Origin of the sequence: Streptomyces vulcanius (assembly GCF_042653945.1) — a bacterium.
Taxonomy (GTDB): Bacteria; Actinomycetota; Actinomycetes; order Streptomycetales; family Streptomycetaceae; genus Streptomyces; species Streptomyces mangrovi.
Genome location: NZ_JBHSFK010000008.1, coordinates 310,117 through 330,180, shown reverse-complemented (window position 1 = coordinate 330,180; position 20,064 = coordinate 310,117). Strand labels below are relative to the sequence as shown.

The 20,064-nt window shown below is 73.0% G+C and carries 18 protein-coding genes; all 18 read left to right on the top strand.

Translation table 11 applies throughout. The features are described 5' to 3' along the window. The first annotated feature begins 215 nt into the window (after positions 1–215). The 18 genes from ACFPIH_RS15335 (at position 216) to ACFPIH_RS15250 (ending at position 20,053) form a co-directional block, all read left to right on the top strand. Positions 216–1,844 (top strand): polyamine aminopropyltransferase, encoded by a 1,629-nt coding sequence (locus ACFPIH_RS15335; protein ID WP_381172084.1) that lies wholly within the window; start codon positions 216–218, stop codon positions 1,842–1,844. A gap of 66 nt (positions 1,845–1,910) precedes the next feature. Then, complete coding sequence (locus ACFPIH_RS15330; RefSeq protein WP_381172081.1) at positions 1,911–2,660, top strand: SRPBCC domain-containing protein; 750 nt, start codon at positions 1,911–1,913, stop codon at positions 2,658–2,660. A 34-nt stretch (positions 2,661–2,694) separates the two neighbouring features. After that, entirely contained in the window at positions 2,695–3,483 is a 789-nt protein-coding gene (locus ACFPIH_RS15325; protein WP_381172077.1) for an aldose epimerase family protein, read from the top strand. A gap of 10 nt (positions 3,484–3,493) precedes the next feature. After that, entirely contained in the window at positions 3,494–4,075 is a 582-nt protein-coding gene (gene pyrE / locus ACFPIH_RS15320; RefSeq protein ID WP_381172074.1) for an orotate phosphoribosyltransferase, read from the top strand. 132 nt (positions 4,076–4,207) lie between these two features. Further along, entirely contained in the window at positions 4,208–5,239 is a 1,032-nt protein-coding gene (fbaA, locus tag ACFPIH_RS15315) for a class II fructose-bisphosphate aldolase (RefSeq protein ID WP_381172071.1), read from the top strand. 80 nt (positions 5,240–5,319) lie between these two features. Beyond that, entirely contained in the window at positions 5,320–6,789 is a 1,470-nt protein-coding gene (locus ACFPIH_RS15310) for an MFS transporter (RefSeq protein WP_381172068.1), read from the top strand. 227 nt (positions 6,790–7,016) lie between these two features. Further along, the gene (locus ACFPIH_RS15305) at positions 7,017–7,430 is read left to right on the top strand and encodes a DUF3151 domain-containing protein (protein ID WP_381172065.1); all 414 of its coding nucleotides are present in this window, start codon (positions 7,017–7,019) and stop codon (positions 7,428–7,430) included. Positions 7,431–7,574: 144 nt separating this feature from the next. Next, entirely contained in the window at positions 7,575–8,414 is an 840-nt protein-coding gene (locus tag ACFPIH_RS15300; RefSeq protein WP_381172062.1) for a tryptophan 2,3-dioxygenase family protein, read from the top strand. Next, positions 8,407–9,627 carry a kynureninase gene (kynU, locus tag ACFPIH_RS15295; RefSeq protein WP_381172059.1) on the top strand — a complete coding sequence of 407 codons (1,221 nt, stop codon included), beginning with the start codon at positions 8,407–8,409 and terminating at the stop codon, positions 9,625–9,627. Before ACFPIH_RS15300 ends, kynU begins: the two co-directional genes overlap by 8 nt. A 257-nt stretch (positions 9,628–9,884) precedes the next feature. Then, entirely contained in the window at positions 9,885–10,757 is an 873-nt protein-coding gene (locus ACFPIH_RS15290; RefSeq protein WP_381172056.1) for an alpha/beta hydrolase, read from the top strand. Between the two features lie 202 nt (positions 10,758–10,959). Then, positions 10,960–11,973, top strand: a complete 1,014-nt coding sequence (locus ACFPIH_RS15285) for an alpha/beta hydrolase (RefSeq protein ID WP_381172053.1) — start codon at positions 10,960–10,962, stop codon at positions 11,971–11,973. Continuing rightward, positions 11,966–13,195, top strand: coding sequence for an acyltransferase family protein (locus tag ACFPIH_RS15280; protein WP_381172050.1), 1,230 nt, complete (start codon positions 11,966–11,968; stop codon positions 13,193–13,195). The genes ACFPIH_RS15285 and ACFPIH_RS15280 overlap by 8 nt, the downstream gene beginning before the upstream one ends. A 397-nt stretch (positions 13,196–13,592) precedes the next feature. Further along, positions 13,593–15,023: a sensor histidine kinase gene (locus ACFPIH_RS15275; protein ID WP_381172142.1), complete on the top strand. Its 1,431-nt coding sequence runs from the start codon at positions 13,593–13,595 to the stop codon at positions 15,021–15,023. Next, positions 15,020–15,694 carry a response regulator gene (locus tag ACFPIH_RS15270; RefSeq protein ID WP_381172047.1) on the top strand — a complete coding sequence of 225 codons (675 nt, stop codon included), beginning with the start codon at positions 15,020–15,022 and terminating at the stop codon, positions 15,692–15,694. Before ACFPIH_RS15275 ends, ACFPIH_RS15270 begins: the two co-directional genes overlap by 4 nt. A 111-nt stretch (positions 15,695–15,805) precedes the next feature. After that, entirely contained in the window at positions 15,806–17,158 is a 1,353-nt protein-coding gene (locus ACFPIH_RS15265; RefSeq protein WP_381172139.1) for a histidine kinase, read from the top strand. After that, entirely contained in the window at positions 17,155–17,820 is a 666-nt protein-coding gene (locus tag ACFPIH_RS15260) for a response regulator (protein ID WP_381172045.1), read from the top strand. The genes ACFPIH_RS15265 and ACFPIH_RS15260 overlap by 4 nt, the downstream gene beginning before the upstream one ends. Before the next feature lie 18 nt (positions 17,821–17,838). Beyond that, on the top strand, positions 17,839–18,555 hold the full coding sequence (locus ACFPIH_RS15255) for a leucine-rich repeat domain-containing protein (RefSeq protein WP_381172042.1): 717 nt from the start codon (positions 17,839–17,841) through the stop codon (positions 18,553–18,555). Positions 18,556–18,664: 109 nt separating this feature from the next. Further along, a complete protein-coding gene (locus ACFPIH_RS15250; protein ID WP_381172039.1) occupies positions 18,665–20,053 on the top strand; it encodes a family 43 glycosylhydrolase in 1,389 nt (462 codons plus the stop codon). Positions 20,054–20,064 lie beyond the last annotated feature (11 nt).

Below are 20,064 nucleotides of genomic sequence, written 5' to 3'. Positions count from 1 at the left end.
GGACACCAACGCAGCATCCAACGTCGCGGCAGGACAGGGCGGGATCCCCCGCCCCCGGCGAACAGCCGGTGCCGGAGGGGTGACAACGGCCACCAGCCGTGCGAACGCCCGTGAACCTCAACCCACCCGGGTTGGAATCCCCCTCTTTTAAGAGGGGGAGGATGTCAAACGCGTGGGTGACGAAGCGTTCCGGACCGGTGACGTAACGTCGCACCGTGATCGAACCGCACGCGCCTGCGCCGCCCGGTGCGCCGCCGCACTGGCGCCGCCCGGTGCGGCTCCCCGTCCGGCCGGACGTCGGGCGGTTCCTGGTCCTCACGTGCGTCTTCGTCTGCGCCGCCTGCGGTCTCGTCTACGAACTCGAACTGGTCGCCCTCGCCTCCTACCTCATGGGCGACTCCGTCACCCAGGCCTCCGTCGTGCTGTCCGTGATGGTCTTCGCGATGGGCGTCGGCTCCCTCGCCGCCAAACGGCTGCGGCACCACGCCGCGGCCGGCTTCGGCGCCCTGGAGATCGCCCTCGCCCTGGTCGGCGGGTGCAGCGCCCCGGCCCTGTACGCGGTGTTCGCCTGGACGGGCGACTGGGGCGGCCTGTGGGCGAGCGGCCCGCACGCCCTCCTCGTCGCCTTCTCCCTCGCCATCGGCCTCCTCATCGGCGCCGAGGTCCCCCTGCTCATGGACCTCATCCAGCGCATCCGCCGCCAGGACGCGGGCGGCGCGGTCGCCGACCTGTTCGCCGCGGACTACGTCGGCGCGCTCGTCGGCGGCCTCGCGTTCCCCTTCCTGCTCCTGCCCTTCCTCGGCCAGCTGACCAGCTCCCTGCTGACCGGCGCGGTCAACGTCGTCGCCGGGAGCGCCCTGGTCCTCGGCCTGTTCCGCCGCGACGTCGGCCGCCGCGCCCGCCGCCTCCTGCTGGCCGCCGCCGTCGCCGTGCTCTCCCTGCTGGCCTGCGCCGCCGCCCTCGTCGACGACTTCGAACGGGCCGCACGGCAGGCGGTCTACGGCGGGGTGGTCCGGGTCGCCGTGCGGACCGGCGTCCAGGAGGTCGTCCTCACCGGCGGCACCGGCGGGCGCCCCCTCGACCTCTATCTCGACGGCCGCCTCCGGGCCGGCGGCGACGAGCGCCGCTACCACGAGGCCCTGGTCCGGCCCGCGCTGTCCGGCCCCCACGCGCGCGTGCTCGTCCTCGGCGGCGGCGACGGCCTCGCCGCCCGCGAGGTACTGGCCCACCCCGGCGTCCACCGCGTCGACGTCGTCGAACCCGACCCCGGCCTGGTCCGTCTCGCCCGCACCGACCCCGCGCTCGCCCGCCTCAACGGCCACGCCTACGACGACCCGCGCGTCCGCGTCGCCACCGCCGACGTTTTCCACTGGTTGCGGGGGGCGCCCACCGCGTCGTACGACGTCGTCGTCGCCGATCTGCCCGACCCCGGCATCACCGCGAGCGCCAAGCTCTACTCCCAGGAGTTCTACGGCCTCGCCCGGCGCCTGCTCACCCCCGGCGGCCGGCTCGTCGTGCACGCCGGTCCCGCCGTCGGCCGGCCCCGCGTCTTCTGGACGGTCGAGGCGACGATGCGGGCGGCGGGCCTGCACACCGTGCCCTACCGGGTCGACGGCCCCGAGGAGGGCTTCCCCGGCGGCCCCGACCGCGGGGTCTCCCGCGGCCCCCACGACTGGGGCTTCGTCCTCGCGGGACCGACGGCCCGCCCGCCCCTGCGCCTCGACCGGCGGGGGCCGCCGTCGCACACCCTTACCCAGGCGGAGCTGACGGCGGACGCGCGGGCGGTGCTGCGGACGCGGGTGACGGGGGCCCGGGTGTCGACGCTGGCGCGTCCGCGGTACTGACCGTTCCGGCCCTGATTCGGGTTTCGGCCGGTCCTTTGCCGCGACCGCTGGGTAGGCTCCGGCTGCATGGAGCAAGAGGTGTTCGTTCCCGTCCCCGCCGAGCGGCTCAGGGCGGCCCTCGGCGATCCGGCGCAGGTGGCCCGTGCGGTACCCGGGTTCCAGCAGGACGCCGGCACCGAGCCCGTCGCCGGGCGGCTGAAGGTGCGCGTCGGCGGCCACACCATCACCTACCGGGGCGCTGTGCGGGTCTCCGCGCGGGAGGACGGGGCGTACGCCGTGACGGGCGACGCGACCGAGGCCCGCGGCTCCGGCAAGGTCCGGCTCGCGCTCGTCGTGCACCTGCGGGAGGCCGACGCCGGCACGACCCTGCGCTTCGAGGGCACGGCGACCGCGGACGGCCGGGTCGCCGAGCTGCCGGGGGAGCAGGTGGAGGCGGCGGCGGCGCGCCTGCTGAGCCGGTTCGCGGAGAACCTGGGGGCGGGGGTGGAGACCGGTGTGGATGCGAGTCCGGGTGCGGCCGAGGAGGTCGTACGGGAGGTGCAGCCGGAGCCGGAGCCGGAGCCGGAGCCTGAACCTGAGCCCGAGCCCTCGCTCGGTGCTGACATCCCCCTCGCTGACGCCGCGCACGCGCGTCGCACGATGATCGGGCGCAGTGCGGAGGAGGTGGACCACGCCCCGCCGCGGGGCCGGTACGCGCCCGTACCGGCGCCGCAGACCGTCGTACCGGGCAGCACCCTGCGGTGGGCGGCCCCCGCCGCCGCGCTGGTCGTGGCGTCGGCGATCGTGGTGGGGCGGGCGTTGCGGCGGCGCAGGTAGACGTGCGGACCGGCCCGCCCAGTAGGGTCGTCCCGTGAGTGACGAAGACATCACGCTGACCGCGGGCGACGCGGAGGCGACCGTGCAGCCGGGCAACGGCGGCCGGGTCGGTGGACTGCGCGTCGGCGGCCTCGAACTGCTGCGGCAGGGGGAGCGGTTCGGGTGTTTCCCGATGGTCCCCTGGTGCGGACGGATCAGGGACGGCCGGTTCCGGGACGGCGGGGTCGTCCACCAGATGCCGCTGAACGCCGCGCCCAACGCCATCCACGGCACCGCCCGCGACGGCTCCTGGAAGGTCGCGCGCGTGGCGGCTGACGAGGCCGTGCTGACGTACGACCTGGTGGACCCCTGGCCCTACCCCGGCCGGGTCACCCAGGTGGTGCGGCTGGCCGAGGACTCCCTCACGCTCAGCATGGGCGTGGAGACGTACGGCTCGTCCTTCCCGGCGCAGATCGGCTGGCACCCGTGGTTCAACCGCTCCCTCGGCGGCGAGGACGTACAGGTGGCTTTCGCCCCCGCCTGGCAGGAGGAGCGCGGCGACGACCACCTCCCGACCGGGAACCGGATCGAGCCGAAGCCCGGCCCGTGGGACGACTGCTTCGGGATGCCGGACGGGGTGTCCGCGGCGCTGACCTGGCCGGGACGGCTCCGGCTCGAGGTGACCAGCCCCGTGGAGTGGGTCGTCGTCTACGACGAGCAGGAGGCGGCCGTGTGCGTGGAGCCGCAGACCGGCCCGCCCGACGGCCTCAACACGCTCCCGCGCCTGGTCACCCCTCTGGAGCCGCTGGAGGCCACCACCACCTGGACCTGGACCCGCCTCTAAGCTGTTCGCCATGACGGACGAGACAGGCGAGACGGCCACGACGGACACAGCCGCGCGCGACGCGCTGCTGCGGCAGATCAAGGACAAGGCCGTGGTGCACGGCAAGGTGACCCTGTCGTCGGGCCTGGAGGCGGACTACTACGTCGACCTCCGCCGCGTCACCCTCGACGGAGAGGCCGCCCCGCTGGTCGGGCAGGTGCTCCTGGACCTGACCGAGGGCCTGGAGTTCGACGCGGTCGGCGGGCTGACCATGGGCGCCGACCCGGTCGCAACGAGCATGCTGCACGCCGCCGCCGCGCGGGGCCGCAGGCTGGACGCCTTCGTCGTCCGCAAGACGGCGAAGGCGCACGGGCTCCAGCGGCGCGTCGAGGGCCCGGAGATCAGCGGCCGGCGGGTCCTGGTCGTCGAGGACACCTCCACCACCGGCGGCTCCCCGCTGGCCGCGGTGGAGGCGGTGCGCGAGGCCGGCGCGGAGGTGGTGGCCGTGGCCACCATCGTCGACCGGGCGACCGGTGCCGACGAGAAGATCCGTGAGGGCGCGGGCGTGCCGTACCTGTTCGCCTTCTCGAAGGACGAACTGGGTCTGGACTGACCAGCGGCTATCGCCTGCGCACATGTCTGGAAAGATGGGGACGACAATGACGTCGCACCCACGGTCTACAAGGTCTAGGTCAGGGCCGTAATCACCCAGTACGCCGACCCGCAGATATCAAGGAGCGGACAGATGCCCATCGCAACCCCCGAGGTCTACACCGAGATGCTCGACCGGGCGAAGGCAGGCAGGTTCGCCTACCCGGCCATCAACGTCACCTCGACCCAGACCCTGCACGCGGCACTGCGCGGCTTCGCCGAGGCGGAGAGCGACGGCATCATCCAGATCTCGACGGGTGGCGCCGAGTTCCTGGGCGGCCAGTACAGCAAGGACATGGTGACGGGCTCGGTCGCGCTCGCCGAGTTCGCGCACATCGTCGCCGAGAAGTACCCGGTCACCGTCGCCCTGCACACCGACCACTGCCCGAAGGACAAGCTCGACGGGTACGTGCGTCCGCTGATCGCGGTCTCCGAGGAGCGTGTGAAGGCCGGCCGCGACCCGCTGTTCCAGTCGCACATGTGGGACGGCTCCGCCGAGACCCTCGCCGACAACCTCGCCATCGGGCAGGAGCTGCTGGCGCGGGCCGCCGCCGCGAAGATCATCCTCGAGGTGGAGATCACCCCGACCGGCGGCGAGGAGGACGGTGTCTCGCACGAGATCAACGACTCCCTGTACACGACGGTCGAGGACGCGATCCGTACGGCGGAGGCGCTGGGCCTCGGCGAGAAGGGCCGCTACCTGCTCGCCGCGTCCTTCGGCAACGTCCACGGCGTCTACAAGCCGGGCAACGTCGTCCTCCGTCCCGACCTGCTCAAGGAGCTGAACGAGGGCGTCGCGGCGAAGTACGGCAAGCCGGCCGGCTCGCAGCCCTTCGACTTCGTCTTCCACGGCGGCTCCGGCTCCACGGCGGAGGAGATCGCGACCGCGCTGGAGAACGGTGTCGTCAAGATGAACCTCGACACGGACACGCAGTACGCCTTCACGCGTCCCGTCGCCGACCACATCCTCCGCAACTACGACGGCGTCCTGAAGGTCGACGGCGAGGTCGGCTCCAAGAAGACCTACGACCCGCGTACCTGGGGCAAGCTGGCCGAGGCGGGCATGGCGGCGCGGGTCGTCGAGGCCACGCAGAACCTGCGCTCGGCGGGCCAGAAGATCAAGTAGTCCTCAAGCAGTCCTCGCAGTGGCAGGTGAGCCCGGCGACCGTCTGTCGACGGCGCCGGGCTCGCTGTATACCTGGGGACATGCCCGACGTCCGGATGGCCTCACCGCAGGGCAAATGGATCCTGCTCACCACTGTGCTCGGCTCCAGCATGGCCCTGCTGGACTCGACCGTCGTCAACGTGGCGCTGCCGCGTATCGGCCGTGACCTGGACGCCGACCTGGCCGCGCTGCAGTGGACGGTCAACGCGTACATGCTGACGCTGGCCGGTCTGATCCTGCTGGGCGGCTCCCTCGGCGACCGGTACGGCCGCCGCAAGGTCTTCGTGATCGGGGTGGTGTGGTTCGCCGCCGCCTCACTGCTGTGCGGGATCGCGCCGAACGTGGGCGTGCTGGTGGCCGCGCGGGCCCTGCAAGGGGTCGGCGGCGCCCTGCTGACGCCCGGTTCGCTCGCGCTGATCCAGGCCTCCTTCCACCCCGACGACCGGGGGCGGGCGGTGGGCGTGTGGTCCGGGTTCGGGGGCATCGGGGCCGCCGTCGGGCCCTTCCTGGGCGGCTGGCTGGTGGACGGGCCGGGCTGGCGGTGGGTGTTCCTGCTGAACGTCCCGCTGGCGCTGCTGTGCGTGCCGGTGGCGCTGCGGCACGTACCCGAGTCGGGGGACGGCAAGGCCCACGGCGGCTTCGACGTCCTGGGGGCGGCCCTCGGGGCCCTGTCGCTCGCGTTCGTGACCTACGCCCTCATCGAGGCCCGGAGCGGCTCCGTGATGGTGGCTCTGGCCGCCGTCGCGGGTGTGGCGGCCGGGGTCGCGTTCGTGTTCGTGGAGCGGCGGCGGCCGGATCCGATGATGCCGCCCGACATCTTCTCCTCCCGCCAGTTCACCGCCGTCAACCTGGTCACCCTGTGTGTGTACGGGGCGTTCGGCGGGTTCTTCTTCCTGTGCGCTCTCCAGCTCCAGGTGGTGGCCGGCTGGTCGGCGCTCGGCGCCGGTACGGCACTGCTGCCGACGACCGTGCTGATGCTGCTGCTGTCGGCCCGCTCCGGTGACCTGGCGGTGCGGATCGGGCCGCGTGTCCCGCTCACCGTGGGGCCGCTGCTGTGCGCGGCGGGGATGCTGCTGATGCTGCGGGTGGGACCCGACGCGTCCTATCTCACCGACGTGCTCCCCGCCGTGCTGGTCCTCGGCCTCGGCATGGTGGCCCTCGTCGCACCGCTGACGGCGACCGTGCTGGCCTCGGTGGACGTCGGCCGGGCCGGTCTGGCCAGCGGCGTCAACAACGCGGCGGCCCGGGTGGCGGGCCTGATCGCGGTGGCCGCGCTGCCCCTGCTGACCGGCATGGGCCCGGAGGCGTACCGCTCGCCCACCGCCTTCGACGACGCCTTCCACCGCTCGATGGTCTGGTGCGCCGGACTCCTGGTCGTCGGCTCGGCGGTCGCCTTCGCGACGGTACGCCGACCGGCCCCGGACTGCCTCCGCCCGGAATGCAAAACCCACGCCAGCCTGACGGCTCCGCCGCTGGAGGGCCGCCGCAGCCGGGGCCGCCTCCGTAAGTAGCTGCGGGCATGCGTGCCTCCCCCAGTGCCTCAAGGCCCTGGGGGACCCCCAGGGCGGCACGGGTGGGCGATGGGGGTCCCCCCCCGCTCGAGCGAAGCCGAGAGTGGGGGAGGCACCCCGCAAGCGCGGGCAGGCGAACCCACCCCCGCCCGGCCACCCGCTCCGGTGCGGTGTGACCAACCCCGCCCACCCCCTCGTCCCGCCACCGAATCCCCCACACTGGTCCCATGTCCATTCACGAAAACCTCCTCGGGGGCCCGCCCCCGACCCACCTCCCCGACGACCCCGAGCCCCGCGAGGCCCTCGCGAACGGCACCGCGCCCGCCGACGTCGCCGCGAAGCACCCGACGTCCTCCCTGGCCTGGGCCCAGCTCGCCGACGACGCGTTCGCGCGGGGCAGCGTGGTGGAGTCGTACGCGTACGCCCGTACCGGGTACCACCGCGGCCTGGACTCCCTGCGCCGAGGCGGCTGGAAAGGCCACGGCCCGGTCCCCTGGGAGCACGAGCCGAACCGCGGTTTCCTGCGCGCCCTGCACGCCCTCGCCCGCGCCGCGCAGGCGATCGGCGAGCAGGAGGAGTACGAGCGCTGCTCGCAGTTCCTGAAGGACTCCTCGCCGACGGCGGCCCAGACCCTGGGCTAGCCCTCCTCCCGTGGGGCCCGTCCGTGATCCGGGCGGGCCTTGCGGGATCCGGCCGCTGTGCGCAAGATGCGGGTGGGGACCGGGGCCCCCGTGTCGGTAACGGCAGGGGCGGACCGCTACCCGGAGTACATGCAGGAGACAGCGATGTCCCATGAGGCTCAGGAAACGATCGAGCCCGAGACCCCGCATCTCGATTTCGCCGGCACGACGCCGTACGAGGACTACGTCAAGGCCGACGTGCTCACCCACCTCCAGCACACCCTCTCCGAGGACCCCGGAGAGATGGTCTTCCTGGTCACCACCCAGGTCATGGAGCTGTGGTTCACGGTCATCGTCCACGAGTGGGAGACAGCGGCCACCGCGCTCCGCGAGGACCGCGTGCCCGTCGCGATCGACGCGCTGAAGCGTTCCGTACGGGAGCTGGAGGCGCTCAACGCCTCCTGGAGGCCCCTCGGCCAGCTCACCCCCGCCCAGTTCAACTCCTACCGCGCCGCTCTCGGCGAGGGCTCCGGCTTCCAGTCGGCGATGTACCGGCGGATGGAGTTCCTGCTCGGCGAGAAGTCCGCGTCCATGCTCGTCCCGCACCGGGGCGCGCCCCGCGTCCACGCCGAGCTGGAGAAGGCCCTGCACGAGCCCGGCCTCTACGACGAGGTCCTGCGGCTGCTGGCCCGGCGCGGGCACGCGATCCCCGACGCCGTTCTCCGGCGCGACCTCTCACAGCGCTACGACCCCTCGCCCGAGGTCGAGGCGGTCTGGACGGCCGTCTACTCCGGTGACGAGGCTGACGAGGTCGCCCGTCTGGGCGAGGCGCTGACCGACGTCGCCGAGCTGGTGTGGCGCTGGCGCAACGACCATCTGGTCGCCACCCGGCGCGCGATGGGCGCCAAGCCGGGCACCGGCGGCTCGGCCGGCGTGGCCTGGCTGGAGAAGCGCGCGCAGAAGAACGTGTTCCCCGAGCTGTGGACGGCGAGGTCCCATGTCTGACCTCGCCTTCAAGGCCGGTGAGCTCGACGCGGGCGACGAACTGGCGGGCAAGCGCGCCGAGTTCGTCCTCGACGACGTCGTCTACCTCGACGGCAACTCACTGGGCGCGCTGCCCGCAGCCGTCCCCGGCCGCGTCGCGGACGTCGTCCGCCGCCAGTGGGGTGAGCTGCGGATCCGTTCCTGGGACGAGAGCGGCTGGTGGACCGCGCCCGAGCGGATCGGCGACCGGATCGCCCCGCTGGTGGGTGCGGCGGCCGGGCAGATCGTGGTCGGCGACTCGACAAGTGTCAACGTCTTCAAGGCACTTGTGGGCGCGGCACGGATGGCCGACGAGGTCCGGGGTGAGGTTCGGGACGAGGTCCGGGACGAGGTTCGGGACGAGATCCTCGTCGATGCCACCACCTTCCCCACGGACGGGTACATCGCCGAGTCGGCGGCGCGTATGACCGGCCGTACGGTCCGCCCCGTGACGCCCGCCGAGGTGCCCGCCGCGCTGTCGGACCGTACGGCGGCGGTCCTGCTCAACCACGTCGACTACCGCACCGGCCGACTGCACGACCTGCCCTCGCTCACCGCCGCCGTGCGCGCGGCGGGCGCGATCGCCGTCTGGGACCTGTGCCACAGCGCGGGCGCCCTCCCGGTCGGCCTCGACCGGCACGGCGTGGACCTCGCCGTCGGCTGCACCTACAAGTACCTGAACGGCGGCCCGGGTTCGCCCGCGTACCTCTATGTGCGCCGGGACCTTCAGGACCGTTTCGACTCCCCGCTGCCCGGCTGGAACTCGCACGCCGATCCGTTCGGCATGCGCGACGGCTACGAACCGGCGCAGGGCGCGCCGCGGGGACGGGTCGGCACCCCTGACATCCTGTCAATGCTGGCCCTGGAAGCGGCACTTGACGTCTGGGAGGACGTCTCGATCGAGGCCGTGCGGGCCAAGTCCCTCGCCCTGACGGACTTCTTCCTGGAGTGCGTCTCGGCGTACGTCCCCGAGGGGCGCGTGGAGTCGCTGACTCCGGTGGGTCACGGGGAGCGGGGCAGCCAGGTCGCGCTGCGCTGCGAGGACGCCGGTGACGTGATGCGGCGGCTCGTCGAGCGGGGGGTCGTAGGGGACTTCCGGCGCCCTGACGTGCTGCGCTTCGGCTTCACGCCGCTGTACGTCGGGTTCGCGGACGTCGAGCGGGCGGCCCGGGTGCTGGGGGAGATCCTGGCCTGACGACCGCGGTTCCGCGGTTGCCGGGACCCGCATCCACGATGGCCGACCACCGGTGTCCTGAGTGATGCCGGTGGTCGGCTGCGTAAGAGGGGTGGTGTACAGAACCGTTTTCCCGAACCGTTTTCCCTCACCGAGCGTGACATCCGCGTGTCCGCGCACGTCACGGGCCTGATACCGTCCCCGCCAACGGCCGATTTCACACCTGGTCCGCCACCCCCGTACCGTCCAAAACCGTTTTGTCGCTGAGAGGTTGGAGCATGTCGGACGACGTCGTCGCTGCCCGGGCCGCTGCCGAGGAGGAGTCGGCCTTCTCGCACCCGCCCGTCGACCCCGACGCCACCACCGCGTACGGCGACCACCCCGACCAGGTGATCGACTTCTACGCCCCGGCGGCGGACGTCGGTCCCGGCGGCCCCGCGCCCCTGGTCGTCGTCCTGCACGGCGGCGCGTGGCGGGCGCCGTACGACCGGCGGCACATCACGCCCTTCGCGGGCTTCCTGGCGCGGCACGGGTTCGCCGTGGCCAACGTGGAGTACCGGCGGGGGGCGGAGACCGGTGCGTCCGGGGTCGCGGGGCGCTGGCCCGACACCTTCGACGACATCACCGCGGCCCTCGACGCGCTTCCCGCGCTCGTCCGGAAGACGCTGCCGCAGGCCGACGCCCGCCGCACCGTACTCACCGGCCACTCCGCCGGCGGTCACCTCGCGCTGTGGGCCGCCGCCCGGCACCTGCTGCCCGCCGACGCGCCCTGGCGCACCTCCGGGCCCGCCCCGCTGCGCGGCGTGGTCGCGCTGGCCCCGATCGCGGACTTCACGGTCGCCGAGAAGCTGGACGTGTGCGGCGGAGCGGTCCGCCAACTCCTGGGCAGCGACGAGCTGTTCACGGAACGTCAGCCGTACGCCGACCCCGCGCTGCTGCTGCCGACCGGCATCGCGACGACGCTGGTCCAGGGGCGCACCGACCTGGTCGTGCCGGAGGCGGTCGCCGAGGCGTACGCGGACGCGGCGGCGAAGGCGGGCGAGGTGGTCGGGCTGACGCTGCTGGAGGACGTCGGCCACTTCCCGCTGATCGATCCGGTGGCGGACGCGTGCGCGGTGGTGGCGGAGGAGATCGCGCAGTTGGCGTGGTGACGCGTGGTGGCTACGAACCGTGGGCGTCGTGGGCGTCGTGGGTGTTGTGGCTGTCGTGGGTGTCGTGGGTGTCGTACCCGTAGTACCTGAGAGCTACAGCCGAGGACAGCTCCTCAGCGGGACGCGGTCGACGAGCGCTGATCCGTAACTTCCAAGCCAGTAGGGCCCGATGGGCGGGCGTACTGGCGGGGGAGGGGCGGGGATGGCGGGGTTCGACAACGTCCGTTCATGGGCGCGGCGCAACCGTGACGAGGGTGGTGTGTCGCGCGGCCGGCACCGGCTGCGCGCACTCCTCGCGGTCCTCGTCACCGCCGCCGTGGTCCTCCCTCTCACCGCGGCGGCCCGGTCGGGCATCCCCGCGCCCGCCCCCGCGCGGCTCGCCCCGCCGACGGCGGCGAACCTGGCCGAGGTGTACGCGGCCAACCGGGCCAACGCCGCGTTGTCGTCCCGGATGGCCGCCGCGCACGGCGACCGTCACCGCGCGGCGGCCGACGCGGGCCTCGCGGCCGCCTCCCGCGACCTGCTCACCTTCGACGGACGCGGTTCCGGCCGCGCGACCGAGGTGTTCGGGGACCTCGCCCACGCCGACCGCGTCGCGGTCCTGATACCGGGCTCCGACACCTCACTGGACACCTACGGCCGCTTCCGCGCGGGCGCCGCCGCGCTGTACGCACGGCTGGTCCGGGAGCCGGGTGCGCACCCGGCCGTCGTCGCCTGGCTCGGCTACACCACACCGGCCACGGTCAGCACGACGGTGATCACTCCGGCCCGTGCGGAAGAAGCGGCCCCTCGACTGCGGGAGTTCGTGCACGGGCTGCGTGCGCTCACCGGCCCGGGCAGCCGCGTCTCCCTCCTCTGCCACTCGTACGGCACGGTCGTGTGCGGGCGGGCGGCCCCCGGCCTGGACGTGGCCGACATCGTGCTGCTCGGCAGCCCCGGCACGGGCGCGGACTCGGCGGCCGGCCTGCGCACCAGGGCGAGGGTCTGGGCGGCCCGGGGCGCCGACGACTGGGTGGCGGACGTTCCGCACACCCGCCTCGACCTGTTCGGCACGACGGTCGGCTTCGGCACCGACCCGCTCTCCCCGTCCTTCGGCGCCCGCGTCTTCGCCGCCGGCGAGGGCGGCCACAGCGACTACTTCACCCCGGGCTCGGTCTCGGTGGCCAACCTCGCCCGGATCGTGCTCGGCGAGACGGGGGAGGTCACCCGTGCCTGACACCGCAGCCGTCACCCCCGCCCCGGCCGGAGCCGTCGCCCGTGCCGCCGCCCGGATCGACGAGGCCACGCCCCCGCACCGGGACCGCGCCGTGGACGCCCTGCGGGCCTTCGCGATTCTCGGTGTGGTCCTCGGCCACTGGCTGGTGACGGCCCTGGTGGCGGACGGCGACACCCTGCGCGCCGCGAGTCCGCTCGGCCCGATGCCCTGGCTGGCCCCGGTCTCCTGGGTGTTCCAGACGCTCGCGGTGTTCTTCATGGTGGGCGGTCATGTGGCGACCAGGAGCCTCGTGTCGCACCGCGCGCGGGGCGGGACCCACGGGGCCTGGCTGCGGGCGCGTCTGTCCCGGCTGTTCAAGCCGGTGACGGCCGTCCTGGCGGTGTGGACGGTGGCCGTGCCGGCCCTGCTGCTCGGCGGCGCGTCCTTCGTCACCGTGCACACCGTGGCCAAGCTGGCGCTGTCACCGCTGTGGTTCCTGCTGGTGTTCGCCGGGCTGACGGCGGCGACCCCGCTGCTGGCCCGGCTCAGCCCGCTGTGGCCGCTCGCCGTCGTCCTCCACGTGGACCTGGTGCGTTTCGGCCTGGGCGGCCCCGCCTGGCTCGGCTGGGTGAACCTGGTGGCGGGCTGGCTGGTGCCGTACACCCTGGGCGCGGCCTGGACCCGGGGCGAGCTGGAGCGGCCCCGCGCGGGCTGGACCCTGCTGGTCGGCGGCGCGGCGGCCACGGCGGTGCTGGTCGGCTTCGCCGGCTACCCGGCGTCGATGGTGGGCGTGCCCGGCGCGGGGGTGTCCAACCTCAACCCGCCGACGCTGGCCGCTGTCACCTTCGGCCTCGCCCAGTGCGGCCTGGCCCTGCTGCTGCGCGACCGCCTCCGAAGCTTCATGGCCCGCCCGTTGGCCTGGGCTGCGGTGGCCCTGCTCAACCTCTCCGCGATGACGGTGTTCCTCTGGCACCAGACGGCCATGATGGCGACCACCGCGACGACCCTCCTCGCGGGCCGTCTCCCGGGCCTCCACACCCGCCCCGACGGTCTGGACTGGGTCGCGGCCCGCCTGCTGTGGCTGCCCGTGTTCGTGCTGGTGCTCGGGATCTGCCGGGCAGCGTTCCACGGCTTCGAACAGGGCAATGGCCGTGGCCGTCCCGGGCGCCGGGGTCCGTCCAGAGTGGTCCGGGTTCAGCACCGCTCCCGGCGGCCGGAGGCGAAGGCGGCCCGCAATGCCTAGGGTTGAGCCCGTGACCGGCGAGGAGAGCAACCCCCCACCCGCCCACACCACCCCTGCGCCCGCCGGCCCGGCGCCCGCCACCCCTGCGCCCGCCGGCCCTGCGCCCGCTGGTCCGGCCTCTGCTGGTCCGGCCTTCCCTGGTCCTGCGTCCGCTGGTCCGGCCTCCCTTGGTCCTGCGCCCGCTGGTCCGGCCTCTGCTGGTCCGGCCTTCCCTGGTCCTGCGCCCGCTGGCCCGGCCTCTGCTGGTCCGGCGTCCGCAGGTTCGGCTCCCGCAGGTCTGGCCTCCGCAGGTCTGGCCTCCGCGCGTCCGGCCTCCGCAGGTCCCGCCCCTGGGCCTGCGCGTCCCGCACCTGGGCCTGCGCGTCCCGCACCCCCACGCCCCGCCCTCCGCCACCGCCTGCGTGCCGCGGTTCTCGGGGCGATCCCGTCCCCGGGCTCACCGCGCCGACGCGTCCCGCGCTGGCTGCGCTGGCCGGGCTATGTGGTGGTGTGCTGGGCCGCGCTCGGCATCGCACTCGCCGGCACCGAGCAGATGGGCCGCTACGCCCTCGGCACGGAACTGAGCGTGCTGACCGGGTTCGCACAGGGCGCGGCCGTCGTCCTCGCGATGTGGCGGCCGGTCCCCGCGTGGGCGCTGTCCCTGGCCGGTGTCATCGTTGCCGCGGTGGCCGCCCGGCCGACTCTGGTCGGGCATCCGCTCCCGGGCCCGGCCTGGCCCTGGACCACCAGCGAAGTCCTCGCCCACGCCATCGTGTTCCTGCTGCTGGCATTCCGGGCGCGGCCCCGCGTGACTTTCGCGGCCCTGGCCGGCACCGGCGTGACGACCTGGATCGTCCAGGGCCCGGTCGGCGGATCCACCTACACCTCGACGGGTACGGGCGCGGTCGCGGTCTTCGCGGCCGTCGTCCTCGTCGGCACCGCCTTCCGGGGACTCGGCGAGGCCCGTACCCAGCTCGTCGAACAGGAGACGATCACCGCCGAGGAACGCGCCCGCCGCACCCTCCTCGAAGAACGCAACCGCATCGCGCGCGAGCTGCACGACGTGGTCGCCCACCACATGTCGGTGATCTCCATCCAGGCCCAGGTCGCCCCGCACCTCGTGGAGAACCCCTCCGACGAGCTGAAGGAGAACCTCGCCGGCATCCGCCAGAACGCCCTGGAGGCCCTCGCCGAACTCCGCCGCGTCCTCGGTGTGCTGCGCTCGGAGGACCCCGAGAACCCCTACGGCCTCGGCGCCGCCGGCACCGGCACCGCCCCGGACACCCCGCAGCCCACCCTCGACCGTCTCGACGCCCTCCTGGAGAACACCCGCGCGGCCGGGCTCGACGTCCTCGCCACCGTCGAGGGCGAGCCGTACGCGTACCCGCCGGGCGTGCAGCTGTCGGCATACCGGATAGTCCAGGAGGCGCTGAGCAACACCCTGCGGCACGCGCCGGGCTCGCGGGTGCGCGTCGAGGTGGTCCACGACCCCCAGGGCCTGCACCTGGACGTCACCAACACCCGCCCCAGCGCCCCGGTACGGCCCTCGCCCGGCGCGGGACACGGTCTGCTCGGCATGCGGGAGCGGGCGACGATGCTCGGCGGCCACGTCCACGCCTTCGCGACGCTGCACGGAGGGTTCAGGGTCTCGGCGTTCCTCCCGAAGGACGGGGTCGCGCCGCCCACCGAGGACGAGGTACGCATCCCGGAGGGCCTGGAACTCGTCTTCCCGGACGACCCGCCCGACCGGTCAGGGCAGCCCCCGGCAGGACAGCCCCCGGCAGGACAGTCCCCGGCAGGGCCGACCCTGACAGGACAGCCCCCGACAGCAGAAGGAACAACAGCATGACGAGCGGCACGATCCGCGTACTGATCGCCGACGACCAGCAGATGGTCCGGCAGGGCTTCACCGTGCTGCTCAACGCCCACTCGGGCATCGAGGTGATCGGGCAGGCGGTGGACGGCCTGGACGCCGTCGCGAAGGTCGCAGAACTCGCCCCGGACGTCGTCCTGATGGACATCCGGATGCCCGAAATCGGCGGCATCGAGGCCACACACCGCATCACCCTCGCCCATCCCCGCATCAAGGTGCTGGTGCTCACCACCTTCGACCTCGACGAGTACGTGTACGACGCGCTGCGCGCCGGGGCGTCCGGGTTCCTGCTGAAGGACGCCTCCGCCGAGCAGCTCGCCGAGGCGGTCCGGGTGGTCGCGGCCGGCGACGCCCTGCTCGCGCCCGGCATCACCCGCAAGCTGATCGCCGAGTTCTCCCGGCTGCACGGGGCACCCCGGCGCCCGCAGCGGGAGCGCGTCGCCGACCTCACCGAACGGGAGACGGAGGTGCTGGCGCTGATCGCGCAGGGCCTGTCCAACGCGGAGATCGCCGGCCACCTCGTCGTCGCCGAGCAGACCGTGAAGACGCACGTGGGCCGCATCCTGGTGAAACTGGGCCTGCGCGACCGCACCCAGGCGGCGGTGTTCGCGTACGAGTCGGGCCTGGTGAGACCGTCCGGGTACTGATCCGGAGCACCCATCCCGGACCCGTAGTACTTGAGGGGGATCCGCAGGAACCCCCCTCACTGGGGACGACCGCGACCCGCCGCCCGGCCTACCGTTTTGAATGTGACCGAGATGACCCAGACGCAGACGACGCGTATGACGCCCCCGGACGACCCTTCCGGCGCCTATCGGCCGAAGAGCCCGGAGCTGCGGGCGGCCAGGGACGCCCTGCTCGGGCTGCGGCAGGACCTGATCGACGATGTGTTCGTCTACCGCCCGTTGCCGCCGAGGGAGCCCACCGGCCGCCTCACCCGCAGGCTGAAGGGCCGCAAGCAGGAGTACGCGACCTGGTCGCGGCACGCGCTGGTGGTGGCGGGCTGCGTGGTGACGATGATCGCCGCCTCGACGGCCTTGAGCAGCGACTCGGCGTGGATGGTGACGGGTCTGCTCGCCGTGGCCCCGGGGCTGCTGACGCTGGTCCGGCCGGCCGCCGCGTTCTGGGCGTCGCTGCTGTCCACCACGCTGATCACCGGCTTCGGCACGACGTACAACAACTGGCCCTGGATGCCGCCGAGCTTCATCTCCCATCTGGTGGTGCTGACGGTCGTCGCGTTCCGCACCCGCCCGCGCACGGCGGCCTGGATGTGGCTGCTCACGGCCGCCTACGGCTTCGTCGCCGAGCCCCTCTTCGGCCGGAACCACGGCAGCACGAACGTCGCGCCCATGCTGGTCTGGTCCGCGCTCATCCTGCTCGTCGTCACGGTCTGGCACATACGCCGGCAGGCCGAGCAGGAGGTGACCGCCCAGCAGACGGTCACGGCGCACGAACGCTCCCGGCGCACCCTGCTGGAGGAGCGCACCACGATCGCCCGCGAACTGCACGACGTGGTCGCCCATCACATGTCGGTGGTCGCCATCCAGGCGGAGGCCGCCCCCTACCGGGTGGAGAACCCGCCGCCGGAGCTGGAGAAGGCCTTCGTCACCATCAGGGAGAACGCGGTGGCGGCCCTCACCGAGCTGCGCCGGGTCCTGGGCGTGGTCCGTGCCGAGGACTACGAGGCCCCGGACGCCCCGCAGCCCACCCTCGCCGAGCTGGGCGCCCTGCTGGCGAATGTCCGGGAGGCGGGTGTGGACGCGACGAAGACGGTCACCGGTGCGGTCCGTGAACTCCCGCCGGGCGTGGAGCTGTCGGCGTACCGGATAGTCCAGGAGGCGCTGAGCAACACCCTGCGGCACGCGCCCGGCGCGGGCGCCCGGGTCGAGATCGGCTATGTGCTCGGCGGCCTGGGCCTGCGGATAGTGAACGACCCGCCGCCCAACCCGTCCCTGATCAAACCCTCACCGGGAGCGGGCCACGGCATCACGGGGATGCGCGAGCGGGTCACGATGCTGAACGGCGAGATGACGGCGGAACCGACGGCGGAAGGCGGCTACGAGGTGACGGTGTTCCTTCCGGTGCCGCCCGCGGATGAGAGCGGGGCATGACCATCCGGGTACTGGTCGTCGACGACCAGATGATGGTGCGCGAGGGCTTCTCGGTCCTGCTGAACGCGATGCCGGACATCGAGGTCGTCGGCGAGGCGGTCAACGGCCGGGAGGCGGTGGACCGGGTGCGTGAACTCTCCCCCGACGTGGTCCTGATGGACATCCGTATGCCGGAGCTGAACGGCATAGAGGCGACAAGGGAGATCGTCGCGGCGGACAGTACGGCGAAGGTCCTGGTCCTGACCACCTTCGACCTCGACGAGTACGTCTACCAGGCACTGCGGGCGGGAGCCTCCGGCTTCCTCCTGAAGGACGCGTCGGCCCGCCAACTGGCGGACGGGGTGCGGGTGGTGGCGGCCGGTGATGCCCTGCTGGCCCCCTCGGTCACCAGACGGCTGATCACGGAGTTCTCGAAACTCACCGACACCCCGCGTCTGACCCGCACCGCCCAGGCGTCCTACGGCGACCTGACCGATCGGGAAACGGAGGTGCTGGTCCTGATCGCCCAGGGTCTGTCGAACGTGGAGATAGCCGGCCGGCTGGTGGTCGCGGAGTCCACGATCAAGACCCACGTCAGCAGGATCCTGGTCAAACTGGGCCTGCGGGACAGAACCCAGGCGGCGGTGTTCGCCTACGAGGCCCGACTGGTGACACCGGGCTAGCCGGATAGGTTGGCCGGCATGACTGAGGGTGGGGAACAGGGAGAACAGCGGGAAGTCGTGTCCGTGCGGGACGAGTGCGATTGCCTGAGCCGGCCCCGGGAGCTGCCGCGGCATCTGCACACCGAGCGCCAGGACACGTCCGCACCGGGATGGCTGCGTCTGCTCGAACTGATCGAGGAGGCGGCCGCCGACGGGCGGGAGGAGTTCGCGCCGCTGAGGGAGCTGCCACCGGAGCAGCGGCGGCAGATCGTCACGCTCCCGCCGACCATCGCCGAGCTGAGGGCGGTTCGGCACCTGTTGCTGTACGGCAGCAATCTCGTCCGTGTCCCGCCGGAGATCGGCGCCATGGAGAGCCTGGAGCAGTTCGACCCGTACACCTCGTACCGGCTGCACTGGTTCCCGTACGAGATCACCCGCTGCCGGAATCTGCGCGACAGTACGGTCAGTACGCGGGCGATCTACGGCAACTTCAAGAACCGGCTGCCGTTTCCCGGGATCCGGCCGCCGGTGGTCCCGCCGGGGGCGGGGGAAGCGTGCAGTGTCTGCGCCGGCCCGTTGCCTCCTTCGGGACCGGACCAGGTCTGGATCTCGCTGATGGTCGCCACCGACGTACTGCCCCTTCTGGTCAACGCCTGCTCGCAGAGCTGTATCGACGCCCTGCCCGAGCCTGCCGCGCATCACGTCGCCACGTTCCACAGAGGCGGCCCGGACATGGTCCAGCCTCCGACACGTTGATGACGGGGTCGCTCCGTCTTCGTGGCCGGACCACGCAACCCGTGGTCCGGTGGGTCGTTGGTCGCGGTGGACCGTGTGCAGTACCCCACCGTGGACAGGAGCGGGATCCGTGCCCCATCTCAGGACCGGCCACAAGCTCGGACGTGTTCTCGCGATCCTGACCGTTCTGGCCACGGCCGCCGTGGGTTCCGCGGCGGTGCGGGCCGGAGCCGCTGTCGACGGGCCGGTGCTCGACCGGGACTTCCCGGATCCCGACATCGTGAGGGCGGGCAGCACCTACCACGCGTACTCGACCAGCGGCGACGGGAGGAACATCCGGCACGCCGTGTCGCGTGATCTGACCGGCTGGTCGGTCGCCGAGGCCGACGCCCTGCCCGTGCTCGGCGCCTGGGTGGACCGCGACGAACCGAAGGTGTGGGCGCCGGAGGTGTACGACAACGGGAGCGGCTTCACGATGCACTACACCGCCCGGGACCGGGCGAGCGGCAGGCAGTGCATCGGGGCCTCGCTGTCCGCCTCGCCCGACGGGCCGTTCCGGCCGGTGGGCGACCGGCCGCTGGTGTGCCCGGTCGAGCTCGGCGGCGCCATCGACCCCGCGAGCTACACGGAGGGCGGGCGGCGGTATCTGGTGTGGAAGAACGACGGCAACTGCTGTGGGACCGGTACCTGGATCCATCTCCAGCCCACCTCGTGGGACGGCACCCGGGTCACGGGCGAACCGGTTCGGTTGATCAGGAACGACCGCGAGTGGGAGGGGAAGATCGTCGAGGCTCCCACCCTGGTCCGGCGTGACGGCCGCTATGTGCTCTTCTACTCGGCCGCCCTCTACTCCACCGACGCCTACAGCACCGGCTACGCGGTGGCGAGCCGTCTCACCGGCCCCTACAGCAAGGCCGCCGAACCGCTGATGACGACCGACTCCTTCTCCGGTACGGTCCGCGGGCCGGGCGGCCAGGACGTGGTGACCGGCCCGGACGGCCGCGACCGGATCGTCTTCCACGGCTGGAGCGCCGACCGTCGGCAGCGCCCCATGTACCTCGCCGAACTGGGCTTCACGAACGGCCGTCCGGTCGTCCGCGGCAACATGGTCCGTCACCAGGCCGAGGACGCGGTCGTGCACCGTGCGGAGGTCCGCGAGGCCGTCAGGGCGTCGGGCGGGCGGGCCGTCGGTCTGATCGACCATCCGGACAGCTACGTGGAGTTCACCGTCTTCGCCGCCTCGGCGGGCCCGCACACGCTGACCGTGCGGTACGGCAACGGCTCACTGGACGCCGGCAACCCGGTCGCCGCGTCACACCTGCTGTCGGTCGAGGGCAGGGACGCGGGCGCCGTCCGCTATCCGCACACCGGCTGGGACAACTGGCGGCCGGCCGAGGTGACGGTCGACCTGCGGAAAGGCCCCAACACCGTCCGCCTGTCCAAGGGCGAGAACTACGCCGAGCTGGACTGCTTGGACGTGACCTGGCCGCTCGCCGCCCCCGCAGGCGCCGCACGGTAGCCGGGGCGGGG